Origin of the sequence: Paenibacillus sp. PastM-3 (assembly GCF_029893965.1) — a bacterium.
Classification (GTDB): domain Bacteria; phylum Bacillota; class Bacilli; order Paenibacillales; family Paenibacillaceae; genus Paenibacillus_AQ.
Map to the genome: position 1 here is coordinate 1 of NZ_JARXXP010000032.1, position 18,876 is coordinate 18,876.

At 51.0% G+C, this 18,876-nt stretch carries 13 protein-coding genes and 3 riboswitches; all 13 genes read right to left on the minus strand.

All coding sequences use genetic code 11. The annotated features are described in order from the left end of the window. Positions 1–341: 341 nt before the first annotated feature. Positions 342–1,151, minus strand: a complete 810-nt coding sequence (locus M2108_RS27290) for a transglutaminase-like domain-containing protein (RefSeq protein ID WP_277472589.1) — start codon at positions 1,149–1,151, stop codon at positions 342–344. A gap of 13 nt (positions 1,152–1,164) precedes the next feature. Then, positions 1,165–1,245: riboswitch (cyclic di-GMP riboswitch) on the minus strand. Positions 1,246–1,319: 74 nt separating this feature from the next. Further along, positions 1,320–1,400, minus strand: a riboswitch (cyclic di-GMP riboswitch). A 120-nt stretch (positions 1,401–1,520) separates the two neighbouring features. Continuing rightward, positions 1,521–2,171 (minus strand): class D sortase, encoded by a 651-nt coding sequence (locus M2108_RS27295; protein WP_277472588.1) that lies wholly within the window; start codon positions 2,169–2,171, stop codon positions 1,521–1,523. Positions 2,172–2,222: 51 nt separating this feature from the next. After that, entirely contained in the window at positions 2,223–2,624 is a 402-nt protein-coding gene (locus M2108_RS27300) for a GtrA family protein (RefSeq protein WP_277472587.1), read from the minus strand. Next, entirely contained in the window at positions 2,614–3,591 is a 978-nt protein-coding gene (locus M2108_RS27305) for a glycosyltransferase family 2 protein (protein ID WP_277472586.1), read from the minus strand. The genes M2108_RS27300 and M2108_RS27305 overlap by 11 nt, the downstream gene beginning before the upstream one ends. Before the next feature lie 53 nt (positions 3,592–3,644). Then, positions 3,645–7,469 (minus strand): glycosyltransferase family 39 protein, encoded by a 3,825-nt coding sequence (locus M2108_RS27310; RefSeq protein ID WP_277472585.1) that lies wholly within the window; start codon positions 7,467–7,469, stop codon positions 3,645–3,647. Continuing rightward, positions 7,466–9,475: a glycosyltransferase family 39 protein gene (locus M2108_RS27315; protein ID WP_280777263.1), complete on the minus strand. Its 2,010-nt coding sequence runs from the start codon at positions 9,473–9,475 to the stop codon at positions 7,466–7,468. Before M2108_RS27315 ends, M2108_RS27310 begins: the two co-directional genes overlap by 4 nt. Positions 9,476–9,743: 268 nt before the next feature. Further along, complete coding sequence (locus M2108_RS27320; RefSeq protein ID WP_090715215.1) at positions 9,744–11,144, minus strand: NCS2 family permease; 1,401 nt, start codon at positions 11,142–11,144, stop codon at positions 9,744–9,746. A 125-nt stretch (positions 11,145–11,269) separates the two neighbouring features. Next, positions 11,270–11,369, minus strand: a riboswitch (purine riboswitch). Between the two features lie 285 nt (positions 11,370–11,654). Beyond that, positions 11,655–12,026, minus strand: a complete 372-nt coding sequence (locus M2108_RS27325) for a protein-export chaperone SecB (RefSeq protein ID WP_277472583.1) — start codon at positions 12,024–12,026, stop codon at positions 11,655–11,657. 16 nt (positions 12,027–12,042) lie between these two features. Then, positions 12,043–12,507 carry a hypothetical protein gene (locus tag M2108_RS27330; protein ID WP_277472582.1) on the minus strand — a complete coding sequence of 155 codons (465 nt, stop codon included), beginning with the start codon at positions 12,505–12,507 and terminating at the stop codon, positions 12,043–12,045. A gap of 19 nt (positions 12,508–12,526) precedes the next feature. Then, positions 12,527–13,177, minus strand: coding sequence for a hypothetical protein (locus M2108_RS27335; RefSeq protein WP_277472581.1), 651 nt, complete (start codon positions 13,175–13,177; stop codon positions 12,527–12,529). Between the two features lie 153 nt (positions 13,178–13,330). After that, positions 13,331–14,869 (minus strand): glutamine-hydrolyzing GMP synthase, encoded by a 1,539-nt coding sequence (gene guaA / locus M2108_RS27340; protein WP_277472580.1) that lies wholly within the window; start codon positions 14,867–14,869, stop codon positions 13,331–13,333. Positions 14,870–15,066: 197 nt separating this feature from the next. Continuing rightward, on the minus strand, positions 15,067–17,457 hold the full coding sequence (locus M2108_RS27345) for a transglutaminase domain-containing protein (RefSeq protein WP_277472579.1): 2,391 nt from the start codon (positions 17,455–17,457) through the stop codon (positions 15,067–15,069). Continuing rightward, positions 17,426–18,820, minus strand: coding sequence for a DUF58 domain-containing protein (locus tag M2108_RS27350; protein ID WP_280777265.1), 1,395 nt, complete (start codon positions 18,818–18,820; stop codon positions 17,426–17,428). Before M2108_RS27350 ends, M2108_RS27345 begins: the two co-directional genes overlap by 32 nt. Between the last annotated feature and the right edge of the window lie 56 nt (positions 18,821–18,876).

The following is an 18,876-nucleotide window of genomic DNA, read 5'->3' on the forward strand; positions in this document are numbered from 1 at the left end:
ATTTTGAAACATCTGACGAGAATGTTACATTCTCTAATTTGGAATCACCGAAGTGAATTCCGATACTCACTCGTTGTTCAGTTTTCAAAGATCAAGCTCGTTGTCACTGTTCATGTTTCGTCAGCAGCAACTCTTATATAATATCACGTTTGTTTTAGAAGCGCAAGCTTTTTTTGAAATCCATTTTTTCAATCAATTTCAGTCAAACTTTGACGCGCTCTAACAACGCTTACCTATAATACCCCACATCACTGACAAAAAGCAACCCCTTAATCAAAAAAAAGACAACATGCTAATATAAATTAGCATGTTGTCTCCATGTCACCGTATTATCTTCGTTCTTAGTAGAATTTAGCAGCGCTATATTTGCTCGCAACTTTAGTCAGGCCAACGTCTTTGTTGTTCTTAGCCAGGCCCGCGTCAACTGTAGTATCAATTGTTACCCATTTGCCGTTAAGCAGAACTTCATTCCAAGCATGATATGTCGATACATAGCTGGTGTTACCCATTACAAGCTTAGTTGGAATGCCTTCGCTGCGCAGCATAGTAGCGAACAAGGAAGCATAGTCATAGCAGATGCCTTTTTTGGAGAGCAGTGTATTATCGTTGTTAGGAATATAGTCCGGTGTTACATTAGCGGCCAAAGCATTGTCATACTTAACATTTGCTACGATGTAGTTATAGATCGCTTTTACCTTAGCTTCATCTGTAGTCAGGCCTTGGGTAAGCTGTTTAGCTTTCAATACTGCTTTATCGGAAGAGGTCCATTTCACGTTCTGTACGGAGCTCAAGTATACGGCGTTAGCATTGCTGAGTTTAAGCTCAACATCTTCAGAAGATACCACTTTATATTTGTTACCGGTTGTGTTCTCAAGAACAGATACTTTATAAGTGCCGTTGCCTTGTTGCAGCGGGAAGGATTCTGTCGACTGGGAAGCATACAGATTGTAAGTGTAGCTGTTGCCGTCCTTGGTGATCATAACCTTGATACGCTTGTCAGCAGGTACATCATAGGATACTGCAACAACACCTTGATCGAGCTTCGATGTATTCAACCAGCTTGAGTCTGCAGTTGCAGCTGAAGCTGTGCTTGTCTGAACGGAAGTGACAACTACGAACAATGTTAACAGCATGAAATAAAATTTTTTCATGGATAAAACTCCTTTCGGTAGCTGGCTGCCATCCTTAAGGGAAGGCCCTCTAGCTTTGCGTCCCTACCTTTCGATAGGTTTGCCATTATCGTTTGCAGCTTTATCTATCTCTTAATCTACCATAAATACTAGATTTTGGATTGAATAGCCAACAAAAAAAGCCCTTCATTCGGTAGCTGGCTGCCATCCTTACGGGAAGGCCCTTTAGCTTTGCGTCCCTACCTTTCGATAGGTTTGCCGTTATCGTGTGTGCTTTTATAGTTATATACTACCATATTTTCGCCCAGATACAAGACCTATTTTACTAGAATTCCAGCATTTTTCAATAAAATTTTCGCTAATTCGCGCTAAATCCCTTTTTGTCTGTTTTTAAGAAAGTTTAGCATGAATAATCAGCCGGTGAGTCGGGTTAACCAGCGGATCACAGGTGATCAGAGTCAGGATTTTATCTTCACCATTGCCATTCAGCACCGACACATCCGTCGGCTCCACTATAGAAATATCATATACTTCGTACTGATACTCTTCTGCACTCGTCTTGATTGTGATGGTGTCCCCGATCTTCACTTCATCCAGCCTGTTAAAAAGCCTGCCGGCTGTTCTGGATCTGTGCGCAGCTATAGCCGCATTTCCTGCCCCACCCAGCGGAGCCGTCTCCTTCATATGGGCGGCAGCATGCTTCATATTCGCCTTTGTCGCACCTTCAAGAACAGGAAGCTTCAGATCAATCCGGTCAATCTCAATAATTCCGGTGATTTTGCCGCCAACTGCAATTTCTTCAGCGGGCTCTGCAGAAGGCTGTACCTCTTCCTCCTGCACCGACTCTTCAGCCAGCAGCTGGGTCACCTCCGCATAGGGCTTTTGCAGGTCCGGCCCGGCTGTTGGTGCCAGTTCGCTGTAGGCTTGTTCAGCTTCCTCCAGCAATTTAGCCTGCTGCCTGTCGTTGTACCACTCGCTTGCTTTGGGATACAGCATGATAAGGACGCCCGCCAGTATAATCAAATAAGATAATTTGCGCATGAACATCCCCCTCTTTGGTTGAGGACAGGTTATATCTGTCCCGTTCATTTCCTAGAACACCCACATCCGGCTTCCAAAAAAGTTGATAACCACCGTTACGAACGTAACGAGCACCTTGGCAATCAGCACCTGAATGCCGAAGCTACCCGTCAGAAAGTGCATCAGAAGCACCGAAATCCCCAGCACCGCCAGATTGAGGATGATAAACTTTACCAGCTGCAGCCGGTCGGAGCCGCGATGGTTTGTTGCCCGGTCACGAAAGGTCACCTTTTTGTTCCAGAAAAAACTGTTCGCTGTCCCGGCACTATAAGAAATGACCTGCGCCGGAGCGTTCATCATGCCCAGTGAATGCAGCAGTGTAAATACTGCAAAATCTATCAAAGTATTAAGCAAACCTACGGCGTTGAACTTTAAAAACTGGATAAATCCCGCATTCAGCCTGTTACTTTTCATAACGTTTGCCTTCCCGCTTGCCAGGATACTCTCCATCCTCGTACCCTCTGGTTTCACGTACAATGTACAGCGGCCGGTCTTTGGATTCATCGTAGATCCGCCCGATGTATTCGCCGATTACCCCCAGCAGCATCAGCACGATGCCGTTAAACAGCAGATTGACTCCTACAATAGAGGTCCAGCCGGGAACTGCCCACGTCGTGAACAGCTTCTGAAACAAGATGAAGAAGAGATATAAGAAACTGGAAAAGGCCAGGAAGAAACCGACATAGGACGCAATTTTGAGCGGTTTATGGGAAAAGGAGGTGATGCCGTCCAGCGCAAACCGGACCATTTTCTTCAGCGGATATTTGGTTTCTCCGGCAAAACGCTCCTCACGCACATATTCGACCATCGTCTGGCGGAAACCAACCCAGCTTACCAGCCCCCGGACGTAACGGTTCTTTTCCTTCAGCCCTCTGAGGACATCACAGACCTTGCGGTCAATCAGCCGGAAATCGCCTGTATCGGTCGGAATTTCCACGCTCGTCATGCTGCTCAGCAGACGGTAAAAGAGCTTGGCGGTTACCTTCTTGAACAGCGTCTCCCCGTGGCGTTTAAGCCGCTTGGCATAGACAACCTCGTAGCCTTCCTTCCATTTCGCAATCATCTGCAAAATAACCTCTGGCGGGTCCTGAAGGTCGGCATCGATGACCACTACCGCCTGCCCCTCAGCATAGTCCATCCCGGCGGTAATAGCGACCTGATGCCCGAAATTGCGCGAGAAGTCGATCAGCTTGACATGCTCGTCACGGCTGCTGATCCCGCGCATAATCTCAGCTGTACGGTCACGGCTGCCATCGTTGACGAAGACCAGCTCGTAGGAATCACCGCATTCGTCCATAACCTTCTTTAGGCGCTCATACGTATGCTGAATGACTTCCTCCTCATTGTACATCGGGACAACTACACTGTATCTGGCTTTCACCTTTGTTCCTCCTAAAAGTTTTATGGAGCTTTACTTCATTAAGCTGGCTCCCCCTAGAATACCCAGGAAGGGAACCAGCGCAGCACAATATTTACGTAATCGGCACTTACCTGCATTCCTGATAGCACCGGATAGAACATGATAAAGAGCACAGCGGCGAGAGCCACATAAGCATAACGGATTTTGGAGGCTCCGGCTTCCGGAACCTTGCTGTCGAGCAGCTTCATTACATAAACAATAGCCAGGATCATGAACGGCACCATTGCAAAATAGTGATACAGGAACGTCTCGCGCGGAACGAGCATCCATGGCACATACTGTGAGAAAAAGGCGATCCACAGCATATACAGACTCTTCTCTTTGCGCTTGATTGTAAGCCATACTGTGCCGAGCATCGCAAATATCCCGGTCCACCAGATCAGCGGATTGCCGATAGTAACAATACTGCTCACCCGGCCCTCAGGCAGCCCTTCTCCACCGCTGAAGAACCATACCGGACGTTTCATAAACGGCCATTCCCACCAGGAGGAGGAGAACGGATGCGTAGCTACCAGCTGGCTGTGGTAGTTAAACATATTTTTTTGGGCATCGATAAGTCCTTTAATGGTATAACCTTCTGCCGTAACAGACAGCACCGGTATAAAGGACAGGCTGTAGACTACGGCAGGAATAACCACAAAGAACACAACGCAGCTGGCCAATGTAATGATCGTGTTCTTCCAGAAGGAGCTGTCGGCTGTCCGGCAGGCTGTCTTAATCTCCTGATCACCGAGCTTGCCTTCCGCAAGCATGCGGCCTGCTGCCCGGTATTCCTTATAGCGGTCAAACAGGGACAATGCGAGCATAACCGCCAGTCCGGCACCGCCATACAGCACAATCCATTTGGAGGCGATTCCGATTCCGAAAAAAAGGCCTGACCAGAACAGCGGCACCAGGGTTTTGCGCAGCGGAACACGGTAGAAATTCATTGTAAAATAGCGCTGCATGAAATAGAACATCAGCATGATGAAGAATACGCCGTATACGTCGATTGTAGAGATGCGCGTCTGGGTAAAATGCATGAAATCCAGAGCGAAGAGCCCAGCGGACAAAGCGGCGTACCGGGTTCTGCCGAACAGCCGCAGGCCCATCATATAGATAAGCGGCAGCATCGCAACCCCGAACAGGGTACCGATGATCCGCCAGCCGAACGGATTAACGCCAAATAGCTCCATGCCTACTCCGATCAGAATTTTGCCGAGCGGCGGATGGGTATTCTCATAGGCAACGATCCCGTGGAAAAGCTCATAGGCAGTCCGGGCATGATAAATTTCGTCAAAATAGGTGCTGTTCATGAAATTCGAATGCTCCGGAACCAGCGACTGCTCGTCGAACAGATTGGCCGGTTCGCCTCTCTTGGCTGCCGCCCCGGCGCCCGGTGTCACACCGGCAACAGGAAGCGTGGCTGTGCCGCCTCCCTGTTCATAGAAGGCTATTTCATTCAAGGTAAAGCCCGGCTCGGTAACGGTCAGCTTCACATACCTTGCCGCTACATTTAACGGCTGGCTTTTCCAAATGAAGACATTGCCCACATCTTCGCTTATATCCAGCGGGCTGCCCCAGACGTCAGGGGTCTCACTGAATTCCAGCTTGAACTTGCCTGTGCCTACACCGCCGAATATATTCACACGCTCCAGCTGTCTGCTCTGGCCGAGATCGACATAGAAGCTCTCACCGCTGGCCGCAGGCTCCCACAACGTTTCAGGTGCCTTGGTTGAACCGAGATTAACCAGAGCAATAGCTGTATAGACTGCTGTAATGGCCAGCATCCAGATCCAGTCTTTACGCTGCAGTCTGAACCGGGCCTTCCCTTTGGTCTCCAACGGACGGATTCCTTCAGCAAGCGCCAGATCGGCAGCATACTTCTCAGCATCAGTATCCGGAGGTGCCAGCGGCTTGGTCTGTTTGCGGATATATACCATATACCCGGTAAACAGCGCATAGACCAGCAAACCGAGATTGGCAATCGACGTAACCAGTACAATACCGTCCGTCGGCGGGTTGCCGCCGGCATTGAGATGAGCCAGGGTATAGCCGACATTGATATATTGCGTCAGCGTAAAGCCCAGAAATAGCGTCAGGAAGCGGCGGTCCTTACTCTCCATATAACTGAACAGAGAGAGAATAAGGGCCGGATAGATATAACGCTCATGCATTTTAGTGCCCAGTACAAACACGACGGCAATCAGCACAATAGCGATAAAATATGATTTGGACAGGTCCTTGCGGTCTTTGCGGAATGAATAATAGGTTGCGGCTCCTACAGCGGCCAGGATGAAAATAAAACCCCAGACGCGGTAAGTAATACCCAGCCATGTCACATCCATAGCCGACCACATCGGGCCTGTGAGTGCGTACAGGTTAAACGCATTGACGGTGGAATATGGGTAAGACGATAAGGTAGCCTTATACAGATTAATCAGCCCGATAAAGCCGCCGTTGTTCCAGAAGAACGGGGCTGCCAGCAGGGCAAAGATCCCCAGTCCGTACAGCGCACCTATAGCAAGCTGCTTCCAGGCCCGGTGATGATAGAAGGCAAACATCAGAACAGGAGTAAAGATCAGTGCCTGCGGTTTGACGAGTACGGCTATGGCGAAGAAGATCGCTGAGCGGACAAAGGTTTTGTCCGCCGCCCCCATAATGCTGAGCAGCAGGAAGATCATAAAGAAGGAATCGGCCTGACCCCAGGCAGCCGAATCCATCAGCACTGCCGGATTGAACAAATAGAGCAGCATGAGACCGGTAGCCATTCCGCCGCCGAGCTTCTTGCGTCCAATCTTGTAAATGAGGCCGGCGAGTACCAGATCCGAGAGGATCGCCGGCATTTTGAAGAGCAGCATTTCTCCCGCTGAGCCATGCGTCAGGCCAAACAGGCCGCGGATGGCGCTCAGCAGATATAATATGTACAGGTAGCCTGGCGGATAGTCCGCAAAGTAGCCCTTTTCATAGAATCCTCCGGGTCCGTTGTCCACAAGACGCTGCCCCCAGGCAATGAAGGTGTTCATATCATTCTCATAACCTTGTGCAGTGACGCCAATCCAGATCCGCAGAATAAAAGCACCTGCGAATGCGACATACAGCCATCTCGTGTACACGACATCCGGCTGGGCCAGCAGTTTGTTGCTGCGCAATCCTCTGTTATACAGAAGGGCAAAAAATACACTGAATACGGCTGAAATCAGCAGAATCTTGGCCGGCGAGACTTTGTGGGGCACAGCCTCTGCACCACTGTTATCGGCAGGGGCAGCCGCTCCGCTGTCCAGCGAAATGAAGCCTGCCCCTTCGGGAAGAGCCTCCAGCTTTTCTACAGACAGGTCATCGAAATAGGCTTTCCCTTGAATAAGGTTGGCATAGCCGCCAAGGGCCGCTCCGACGGCAAGCTCGGTCTGGTCGCTTCCGGTCTGGCCGAAAAACTCCAGGTACTGCCAGTCCCCGCCTGTATCTGTTGTAGCCGGGTATCCGCCGCCGATGCCGACCGGAAAGACATTCGCGCCGAAGCCTTCGCCGGCAACACTGGCAACCTTGATATATCCGGAAATCTTGTAGTAGCTTCCCGGTGTGACAGTAACCGTCTGGACCCATTTCAGATGATTCGGTTCAAGATTCTCAATGACAGCCGCTTTGCTGCCGGAATGAACCTCCTCAGACTGAACAGAGAGAATCCCTGAGCCGTCTCCGGCAATCCAGGCATCCTTCGTCCAGCCTGCCGGCGCCCCGTCCTCCCCGTCTTCAAATCCCGGATTTTGCAGCAGATTACCCTCTGCATAAATGCTGGTTACCGGAAATACGAACATCAGCAGCATGAACATAAAGACTGCGGCCGTGCGTAGATTTTTCATCGTTCCAACCTCACCTCATCAATGTTAATCCAGCCGTTCCCGCCGGTTATAATAATTTCTGCCTGGTCTCCCTGTTTAAGAGCCACAGCCGGAAGCCGTATTTCATGATACGCATCTCCAGCCGTCAGCTCCGCTTCAGCCTGCATGCTGCCGTTCAGGAGCAGTCCGATCTTTCCTCCGCTGCCGCCGGCGCTTGCCATAACGGACAATGTATATTCTCCCGGCTCAGACTGGACACTGAAGCTCTGGCTGACGGTTTTGTCCGCCCCTGCATCCAGATAGGCTAGTAGGCTCCCCGAGTACGGATTATTGCCGGCAACTCCCGTTCCCGCTGAAAACGTCCAGCCGCCAGGACCTTCCTCAAAGCCTCCGTTAATCAATTCAGTATTCACTTCAGTACTCAAGGGAACTCCCCCTGCAGCATAATCGCCGGTAATAATGACCGTATAGTTAGCAAACTGCTTCACCGTATAATATCCTGCAGCGGTTGCCGGTATCCCGGAATGATTGCTGACCACGTATGCTGAATTGGCTTCCAGCACATCATATCTGCCGAATCTGTATCTACCAAACGCTGCGACCTGCTGAAATGCACCTCCGGGATTAGAGTAAACGACCGAGTCCAGGAAGTCATGGGGGCTGATTCTCTCATAAAACAGGACGAAGATATAGGGCATATTGATTTCATCTGTTACGTAAATATTTCCGGTGGTATGCCCGGAAGCATACTGTATCGCGTCTCCGGCAGACTCGTAAAAGCTCGGGCCGATTCTGTCCGGATATTCACCGAAATATTCGCTGATAAACAGGCCGAACATGACTGTAAAGGCAGCAGCAGAAAGAATGGCAACCATTTTTATACGGGAATAGAGCCATATGAAGCCTGCTGCCGAGAGCATTACCAGCGGAATAAAAACAACGTTGATCCGGTTAATGTTTACAGTGGTGATAAAGGCCATAAGTACTGCTGACAGCAGCCAGAGCAGAATCATTCCCTGTTCCGCTCCCTTGCGCCGGTTCTTCCAGGCCGTACTTACCATGACAATAAGCCCGATGAGCGCAAACGGCAGGCCAAGCGGATAAGCATAACCGTACCAGGATAAAGAGTTCCATGGCAGACCGTCGCTTCCGCTCCAGATAATAGAAAGGAATTCACGGAAATTCGCCGCAGCCGTCTGCAGCAGTTGTCCGCCAAAAACAGAGGAGATTTGTTCCACCCGCGGCATGGTAAGCTTAGGGACAGAAAACAGCGGCGTAGCGATCGCCTGCAGGCCCTCGTAATGATTAATTACTATAAATAATAATATGGGCAGGGACAGTAATACAAATAGCAGGGCATTCCACGCAAGCGTCCGCACTTTAAGCACCCTGCAATATAATAGAAGAATTGCCGTCCCCGCAGCAAACACAGGAACAAAGAAATAGGCAGTTCCGTATGCATATAAAGATAAAGCCAGTACAGCGGTAAAAGCATAAGTCCAGCGGAAATCGGCAGATTGAACCGAACGCATAAGGAAGTATACCGCAATCAAAATCAAAGTCGGGAATAAATTGGATTCCAGCGCCCACCTCGATATCATAATATGCCACGGGTTAATGGCTATAAAGAACATGGCAGCTATGCCTGCCGCTCTGGAAGGAAAAATCCGTTTCATTAATAAATAGAAGAAAACCATTCCGGCAAGTCCCATGATCACACTCAGCGCCCTCACCGACAGCGGAGTCAATCCGAACAACAGGATAAACGGCATGGACAGATAGGCATACAAAGCGTTTTGCCCGCTGCCCCAGGCAATCAGATGAACAGGCAGATGAATACCGTTACGGTCTATTCCATAATGCAGAATAGCGTAAGCATCATAACCGATCGAAGCCTCATCCTGGTTCAAGCCGGGCGGAACCGAACCTATGTACACCATCCTTACAATTACCCCGAGTATGAACAGCAGCAGCGGCCAGGGGTTGTTTTTGCAGGAATTAACCATTCTGTTTAGGATGCCGGACAACTTACATCACCTCTTCAACAATATAATCTAAATATTGGATGATGGAAAGACCGCAGCCGCGCTTTGTTCAGGAATGGGCCAAATAGAGCCGGAAAGCCGGAATAACAAGTAGAAACGGCTTAGCCGTCCTAAACAGGACGGTAGCCGTTTCTGCGAGAAATATAAGGATGATTTATAGCGTAAAACATATAAATCCTTATATTTACAAAAAAACAGCCCCCTCATCCCTGAAGGAGCTGTCATGTTGTTCTATTAAATGGAGTTGTTCTTAGCCTGCGCTGCCGAAGAATACATAACGCATAACAATCAGAACCGCCAGTACCCACATCATCCAGTGGATATCATATTTCTTTTTGCCGGCCAGGTTGGCTACACAAGCAAGGATTACATAAGTAACGATACCGAACGAGATTCCGTTAGCGATGTTGTAAGTGAACGGCATAATTGCAAAGGTCAGGAAGGCCGGAATAGCATAAACCATATCCTGAAAATCAATTTCGCGAATCGATTGGGCCATGAGCACACCGACAACGATCAGAGCCGCTGCAGTAGCCGAACCTGGAATCAGGGCAACCACCGGAGCAAGAAACAGTGCGAGCAGGAAGCAGACACCTGTTGTTACGGCAGTAAGACCTGTACGTCCGCCTTCAGCGACACCGGCAGCACTTTCTACATAAGCAGTAGTAGTGGAAGTACCGAGCATTGCACCGCCTGTTACAGCGATCGCATCTACGAACATCGCGTTACCGACACGTCTCTTACCTTCTTCTTTGTTCTTCATAATGCCTGCACGTTCAGCAGTACCTACCAGTGTGCCGAAAGTATCAAACAGCTCTACAAAAGTAAAGGTGGCGATTGCGGATACGATACCGGTGTGCATGATGCCGTCCCAGTCAAATTCCATGAAGTTCAGCTGGGTGAAATCCGGAACCCAAGGGGTTTGCGGACTGCTCAGCGAACCGAAATCAACAGCACCCATCAGAATAGCTACAAGCGTTGTACCAAGAATACCGAACAGAATTGCGCCGCGTACCTGCAGCACCATCAGGATAGCGATCAGCAGAAGGCCGATAATAACGAGCTGGACATTGGTGTTCTCAAGGCTGCCCATGTGAATGACTGTCTCGAAGGACAGAACGTCTGTAAACTTGTTAGCAGGAATGTCGCTTCCGGCTTCAACGCCGATCGTCATCAGTCCGCTGTTCTTGAGGCCAATAATGGTGATGAACAGACCGATACCGACGGTAATCGCATGCTTGAGGCTGTCCGGAATTGCGGTAAGCAATATCTGCCGGACTCGGGTAACCGTAAGGAGAATGAAGATCAGACCGGAAATGAATACGGCGGTCAGCCCCATCTGCCAGGTGAACGGATGGTCGGTCGTCTGTGAAGCGAGTACTACGGAAGCAAAATATGCATTAAGGCCCATACCAGGTGCCAGCGCAACCGGGAAGTTAATGAACAATCCCATGGCAATCGTGAAAATACCTGCAGCCAGTGCTGTTGCCAGGAATACGGAATACCAGCCCATGTCAATGCGGCCAAAGGCGGTCAGCGTACCCGGGTTAACCGACAGGATGTAGGCCATTGCCATAAAGGTAGTAATACCGGCCATGATCTCTGTACGTACGGTAGTGCCGTTTTCTTTCAATTTGAAAAAGCGGTTCAATTGTTTCTCCCCCTAAGGTGTATGTTGTGTATGAGCCCACAGAAAAGCCGGCATCTGATCGATACCGGCCCGAAAAAAGAGAAGGTCCCTCATCTCCCTCCAGCCTCACAGCCTAAGGTTCTTATGGAATCGCTCTTTTTAATCGTAGCCAGGTCCTTACGGTGACCTCGTAGAAACTTCCAGGCCAATCCCCGGAATTATACGAATAATTTTGTTGCTCAACGCTTATTTATTTTAGGTGGAACTCACATGACTTGTCAATGGTAAATACGAACATTGGACGTAATGTTTTTGTTATTGTTCGTAAATTAGGCGTTTTTATGAATGTGTTGAACTTCCGCTGTAAACAAATAATTTGACTTAGAGAACCATTGAATTTTTTTAGGCTAAGAAGAGATGTTTAATATAGGGGAGTAAAGAGTCTATTGCTAGGCTTGAATGAGGAAGGAGAGTCCCTTCTAAATGGATGACTAAAAAAGAGCCTCCCAGTTGAAGGAAGCTTAATTTGGGCTATTTTGTAGTGTTTATAGTGGGTAATAATATGGATGTTTCGGAGTCCAAAACAGAGACCATCGAAACAATACTTCTAACATATGGGTATAGCATAGCCGTACCATTTTGTGCTAAAAACTGTTTTATTTTCTCGATTTCCAAGCTCTCATCTATTAAAAACAATCCTCTTACCTTGACATTAATCTCCCTCTGATTAACCGGGTCCGAAATGGAAACATCAATTTCCACTTTACCTGCTTCATGTTGTTCAGAAATCCCAATTGATACTTCTGTAGAAATATTGGCATCTTCTATACTTGGTTCATCAAGTTTTTTGTAGTCAATACTTAATATTTCATACTTTTCAAATGAAATTACAGGTTTATTCATAACATTATCTCCCTACTTATATGGCTAACGCTAAATCTGATCTTTCAGAACTTGCTTTTGTTTCCTTCGATACAGCTTCTTGAAAAGAATAAACATAATGTCCTTCTAACGCTTTAGGTTCTTTATTATAAACATGTAACCACGGTGCCCAAGTACGTTCATTCATTGGACTAATGTATATAAATTGAGACCCCAAATCATTAACCACTTTGTTTTCAGAATAAGTCGGAGTATTTGTAGAATATTGAATCCCAGAATACTCCTTAGATTTCTCTCCCTGAACAATCGCCTCAGAATTTATGGCTTTTTTAAGAACTCGGTTTTTCAATATTCTTGTTACCCTTTCTTCGACTTTTGATCTAATAACAGAATCCGCATCAAGGATTATTTGAATCTCATCTTTACAATCTTCGAATACCGGATAGAAGACAGTGTTGATTACGTTATCAAAACCACTTTTTTCATTTTTTGTTATAGTCATAAATAAACCTCCAATGCAGCTATATCACTTTAAACTCCTCTAAAAAATGTCCGTCCTTTAAACAATAGTAAACATCATAATACAAGTTTGGTAGCTTACCTTTTTTATAAATACCTCTGATCAATTTAATTTTGTTATTTTGTATTAAGTTATACAAGTCAACTGCAACACCGCCTAAAAATTGTTTCCCTTCAAATAAATTCTCTAGATTAGCTAAAATTGCTTCTTGAACATATACATATGAAGATAACTCCTGTTCAGAAAGATCTTCTCTCTCCTCTAAGTATTCCTCAAGCTTTTTATCTAACGTCGTCCTTATCTCCATTATGTCACTATAACTAAAAAAATCAAAAATATTTTCTTCCGGTATTTCTTTGAGGCTTACAGATAAGGCGGTACAATCCATTAATTGATGCTTAGGTTTCCCATATCTTGTACACCAACTTATAGCTTCTCGCTTGTTAAATTTATCAAATAAATAAATCCCTTTACCAAGCCATTTAACAGGGTTATAATTCCCATCCTCGTCCAAAAATCCCTTGGGTATACTTCCTGCATTTTCTTTAATTGCATGTTTAATATAATCTTGTACGCTAAAGGGACTTTCGTTTAATGAAGTCGCTTTAATAATTTCAGCATTTTGTTTAGTGGTTCCGTGAAAAAAACGCATTATAACTACTCCCAGTATATGATAAAATGTTTTTCCTGACTCCAATATTTTACCATTATTTCAAACCATAAGTAACCCTAGTCTGAGTGTGAATAATATAAAAAGCTTGGAGAACCTAAATTTCTAGGATCACCAAGCTCAAGTACTTCCGATCTATTCCCACTCGATTGTTGCAGGCGGTTTGGAAGTTACGTCATACACGATGCGGTTAACGTTGTCGACTTCGTTGACGATGCGGACGGAGATTTTCTCAAGTACATCCCATGGGATACGGGCCCAGTCTGCAGTCATACCGTCGATGGAAGTAACGGCACGGATACCTACGGTGTAGGAATAAGTACGCTCATCCCCCATAACCCCCACGCTCTTCATGTTCGGAAGTGCAGTGAAATACTGCCAGATTTCACGGTCCAGACCGGCTTTGGCGATTTCCTCGCGCAGAATGTAGTCGGAATCACGAACGATCTGCAGCTTCTCCTCCGTAACTTCACCCAGTACACGGATAGCAAGTCCCGGACCCGGGAACGGCTGGCGCCATACGATCGCATGAGGCATACCCAGCTCTTCACCCAGCTTGCGGACTTCATCCTTGAACAGGGTATTCAGCGGCTCGATCAGGCTGAACTTCATGTCTTCCGGCAGACCGCCGACATTGTGATGCGACTTGATGGTCTGGGCAGTTGCTGTTCCGCTCTCTACGATATCTGTGTACAGTGTACCTTGAGCCAGGAAAGCAAAGTCGCCCAGCTTGGCCGATTCTTCGTCAAAGCAATAGATGAACTCGTTGCCGATGATCTTGCGCTTCTGTTCAGGATCGGATACGCCGGCCAGCTTGCCGAGGAAGCGGTCACGTGCGTCGATCTTGATAACGTTAATATCAAATTTGCCGACAAAGGTTTCCATTACGCTCTCAGCTTCACCTTTGCGCAGCAGGCCGTGGTCGATAAACATACAGGTCAACTGATCGCCGATTGCGCGGTGAATCAGCATGGCTACAACGGAGGAATCTACACCGCCGCTAAGTGCGCACAGTACTTTTTTGTCGCCGACTTTATCCTGGATATCCTTAATGGCATCCTCGATGAAGGATTCCATCGTCCAGTTGCCTTCGCAGCCGCACACCTCATACAGGAAGTTAGAAATCATCTCGTTGCCGTTCACGGAGTGGCGCACTTCCGGATGGAACTGTACCGCGTAGAACTTCTTCTCGTCATTGCTCATTGCCGCAATCGGAGCACTCTCTGTACCGGCATCCAGCTTAAATCCGCCCGGAAGCTCAACTACGTGGTCACCATGGCTCATCCATACGGTCTGGCTGCCGTCAAGACCTGCGGCAAGCACCGAGCCAGGCTGGAAGTCTACGTCTGCTTTGCCGTATTCACGTTTGGCTGCACGTTCTACTCTTCCGCCCTGCTGATGTGCCATCAGCTGCATGCCGTAGCAAATCCCGAAAATCGGCAGGCCCAGCTCATATACCGCCGGATCTACATGCGGAGCATCCTCAGCATATACACTGCTTGGACCGCCGGAGAAAACAATCCCCTTAGGTGAAAGTGCCTTAATCTTCTCTACTGGCGTATTGTACGGCAGAAGCTCGCTGTATACCCCCAGGTCCCGGATTCTGCGCGCGATAAGTTGGTTATACTGTCCTCCAAAATCGAGAACGACGATAATTTCATTTGGCTTGTTCATTACGTGCCTCCCTTGATTATTGGATTCATTATACTCATGGATAATTCTCACCGTCAAGGAAAGGAGGACAGGCATTTTATGTGCTTTTGGGTGGTAAAGTCCAGCAGCAGCAAGGAACTTTAACGGAATGGAAAAACTGCCGGCCCCTGCTGGTAATGCTGTCCAGACGCCAGCAGGCAAACGGACGCCGCTGCAGATTACGCCAGCCGGAAGGTAATGACCAGACAACGGCTGATGAAATCAGCAGCCTCTTCGTCCTGCGGCGCAGCGGATAACGCGGAACCCGGACGCTGTGCGTCAAGGGAGGCGGGGACGGGAGGCGGAGCGGCGCTGTATGCCAGGGCTTCCCACTGGCATACAAACTGCCGGACCGCGGCGCGCAGCCGCGTGTCCTCAATGGCCAGGGAGGCGGCGTACTCCCTGGCCGTCAGCCCCGGCGGCGGCGCCCCGTACCGCGCCGCCAGGCCCCGCCAGGCCAGCGCGGCTGCGCGCAGCTGCCGCTCCCGGCCCCTGCTGCCGCGGCGCAGCGCCGGCAGCAGGGCCAGGCTCCGCCGCCAGCGCCAGGCGGCGGCGAGCAGCAGCGCCGCCGCGGCAGCGGGCGGCGCCGGGGTCCCGCCCGCCTGCGGCAGGGCGGGCAGGCCGTCCGCGGTGCTGCGCGCGGACGTCTCCTGCGGCGCGGGGGCCAGCGCCGCGGCAGGGGCCGCCGCCGGGCCAGCGGCGGCGAAGGATACCCCCGGCGTAGGGTCAAAGGGGACCCAGCCCGCGCCGGGGAAGTACACTTCGACCCAGGCATGGGCATCCGCCTGGGTGATCAGATAGCGCCCGCGCTCAGGAGTGCCGGGCCCGTAGCCCTGCACATAGCGGGCCGGAATACCGCTGCTGCGCAGCAGGACCGTCATCGCCGAAGCAAAATGAACGCAGTAGCCCTGCTTGGCAGCGAACAGGAAATCATCCACGAAATCAGCCTCTGCCGGCGGAATCCGGGTATCAAGCGTGTATGGATAACTGCTGCTGAGGTAGCTGCGGACCGCTTCGGCGGCATCATACCGGTTCTCCGCCCCGGACGTAAGCTCTGCAGCAAGTGCAGCGACCCGTCCGGGAAGATGTGCCGGCAGCTGCAGATATTGAAAGGCGATAGCCGGCGGATCCTGTTCTTTCAGCCCGCGCAGCACTGCAGGATCACTTTCCGGCAGCAGCGATTGAACCTCATAGGCTTGGATTGCGGCTGCACCGGAGGTTACCGGCAGACGAAAGCGGTCCTTCTCCGGATTCGTCAGCACATAACCAAGCCTGCTTCCATCCGTCAGCTCAACCCGTCCGACATCAGCTGCCGTGCCTGCACTGAACAGCGGCAGCCCGCCGGATACAGGAGCGGCAAGCTCAATCCGCTGAACCAGCGTCCGGTTGCCCGATGATGAATCCGCCGCCATAGCAGCAGCCATTTCATCCGAAGGAAGCGCAGTCAGATTAAGCGGCTCATACATAATCCCTTCCCGAATCCAGCGGCGGCCGTCGTAATAGGCAAGGCTTTCGCCCCGCCAGTATACCGGACGGCTGACGGCTGCAGTAAAAACAGGTGCAGTGCCCGGAGTCAGCGGCGCTCCAAGCTCACCCTCACCGGTTCCATACCCGGTAGTTCCCGCAGTGCCGGCAGAAGACGTTTCCTTCCCAGTACGGCTTGAAATTCCGCCTTCAACCCAATGCCTCAGCTGCTCCATCACCGGCTGCAGGGTTACGGGTGCAGCCGGCCGGGGCCCGTACAGCTGCCCGCCCGCCCAGGCTGCTACTGACAGCAGCACAGCAGTGAGCAGTGTAAAGCCTGCCCAGCTGTAATACGGCAGCCCTCTCTGATCCGTCTGCTCCCCGAGCCGCTGCAGGCCGGCCAGCCCCCGCATCCAGAGCGTCAGCACTGCGGCCGCTACTATACACCCTGTTGTATTAATACCAAAAATAATATCAAGCACAATGAGATAGCATGCAGTAACGACTGTAAACAGGGTGGTGGTCCCTCTGTACAGCGCCAGCTGCTGTACGGAAGCAACCAGCAGGCCCCAGCCCAGAACCAGAATAAGCAGTCGGCTGTCCTCGCTAAGCTCCGACACTCTGCCGGTAAACAACCGTGCTGCATCCCCGGGAATCCCTGCCGCATAAGCTCCAAGCCAGTGCGGACCTTCATTTCTGTCGCAGGCAATGTACCAGGTCAGGGCAATAAGGACAAATTGTACAGAGAACTGCAGCACGGCGGGAACCCGGAAGCTGCCCCACAAGAGCAGCACTCCTGCCGCAAACATCAGCAGCTCCAGCAGCTCCACTGTATCCGCTGCCGGTAGGGACTGATGCAGCGGCATCAGCCAGCTGATGAACATGCCCATAATAGCCAAAGAGAACAGCAGACGGTAGTACAGAGGATTGCTGTCTCCGTTACCGGTCTGGCTGTTCTCGGTTGGTTGTATATCCGGGCGGTATGCGGAGGCAGACACTGCCCTCAGGCTTTGCCCCTCTCCGCCGAAGCCGGGAGGGGAAGTCGTGGTGATCCCGGTACCGCCCTGCAGCGGACTACCCCAGTGTGGGTTTCCCCGGAAATTCATGTACCTCCCCCTCCTTCTTCCATCCAGGCGCAGCAGATTGATCCAGACAGTATAGCCTTGCACCCAGCCGGGCCAGACTGCCGCTGATCGTTCCCGCCGCCGGCCTGAAGCTTCCCGGCCGCGGGTCCGCTGAGTTCTGGTTCTTCAGCGCTCCCGCGGCTGCACTTTCAGGCTGCGGAGCCGGCTGATCCCATACATAGTACAGCTCCACCCTCACACCCTGCACCAGAAACCGGGCAAGCGTGCGGGCGGCTTCTTCCTCCAGCCGTCCGGTAATGACAGCCACCGTCATGCCGGGAATCCAGTGCTGCGAAGCATCCTCCAGCAGCCGGCTGAGACTCCGTGTTCCGCCGGGCATAATTTCCGTAAGCATATCCTGCACCCTGCCGGGGATTTTGCCCAGTCCCTCATGTCTTGCCATCCCTTCAGGCCAGCCTCCGGTGAAGAGCTGGACATAGCCCCCGCTGCGCTCAGCGGAGAGCAGCAATCCCATCGCTGCAGAGACCGCCCGCTCAAAGGCCGGATTTGCCTTATCCCGCTGGCTGCGCGGCGACAAGGCGCTGAAGGGAATCTCATAATCCTCCGGACAGTTGGCCAGCACTATGCAGGACATCCGCCCCTCTTCCTTCTCCGGCACCCGGCTCTGCAGCGCACCCTTGCTGGCGCTGCTCTTCCAGTGGATCCGGTTCAGCGGATCACCCGGTACATAATGGCGGATATCCGCAGCTTCCCCGCCGCTGCTTCCCCGCTTCTGCAGCATTTCTCCGCTCTTGCGGCTGCTCTCCGGCAGACCCGCTCCGGTATAGAGCGGTTTGGGGAGCACCTTCAGGCTCTCCCGGGCTTCAAGCCGGCTTTCCCCCGTGAACAGCCCTGCCGGATCTCCCCAGCTTACCCGGCTGCCATACAGCCGGTGAATCCCCCGGGGTACCTCACTAAGCCCGTAGGAATAGCGGAAGGAACGCCGGAAACCGGGGAACAGCAGCTCCCGGTGCCAGCCCCCTCCCCAATAATCGGTTATGATCATCCAGGGAACCGGAAGCCGGGTCGCGAAGCTGACCTGCACGTCGACAAGCAGGCTGTCCCCGGCTACAGGACGGCCCGGGGTGATGCTGCGCGTGATTGTGAACCGCCGCGGCCCGAAGGCCTGCAGCAGGAGCCCCCAGCCCATCAGCAGTCCGCAGACAATCAGCAGAAACAGCAGCGAGGCTCCGCCCCGCCAAACATATAAAATTCCGAGAACAAGGGTAACTGCCAGCATCCGGAGCCACTCCGCAGCAATGCTGCGGCTCCGGCGGAACAACAGTCCCTGGACGTCAGATGAACGCTTGTCGGGCGTTTGCTCCATTAGTGATGAAGAGGACAATCGGCACCCTTCCTTTGTGGTCATAGACTAGCTCCGGTGTATGCGGCAATGCAGCA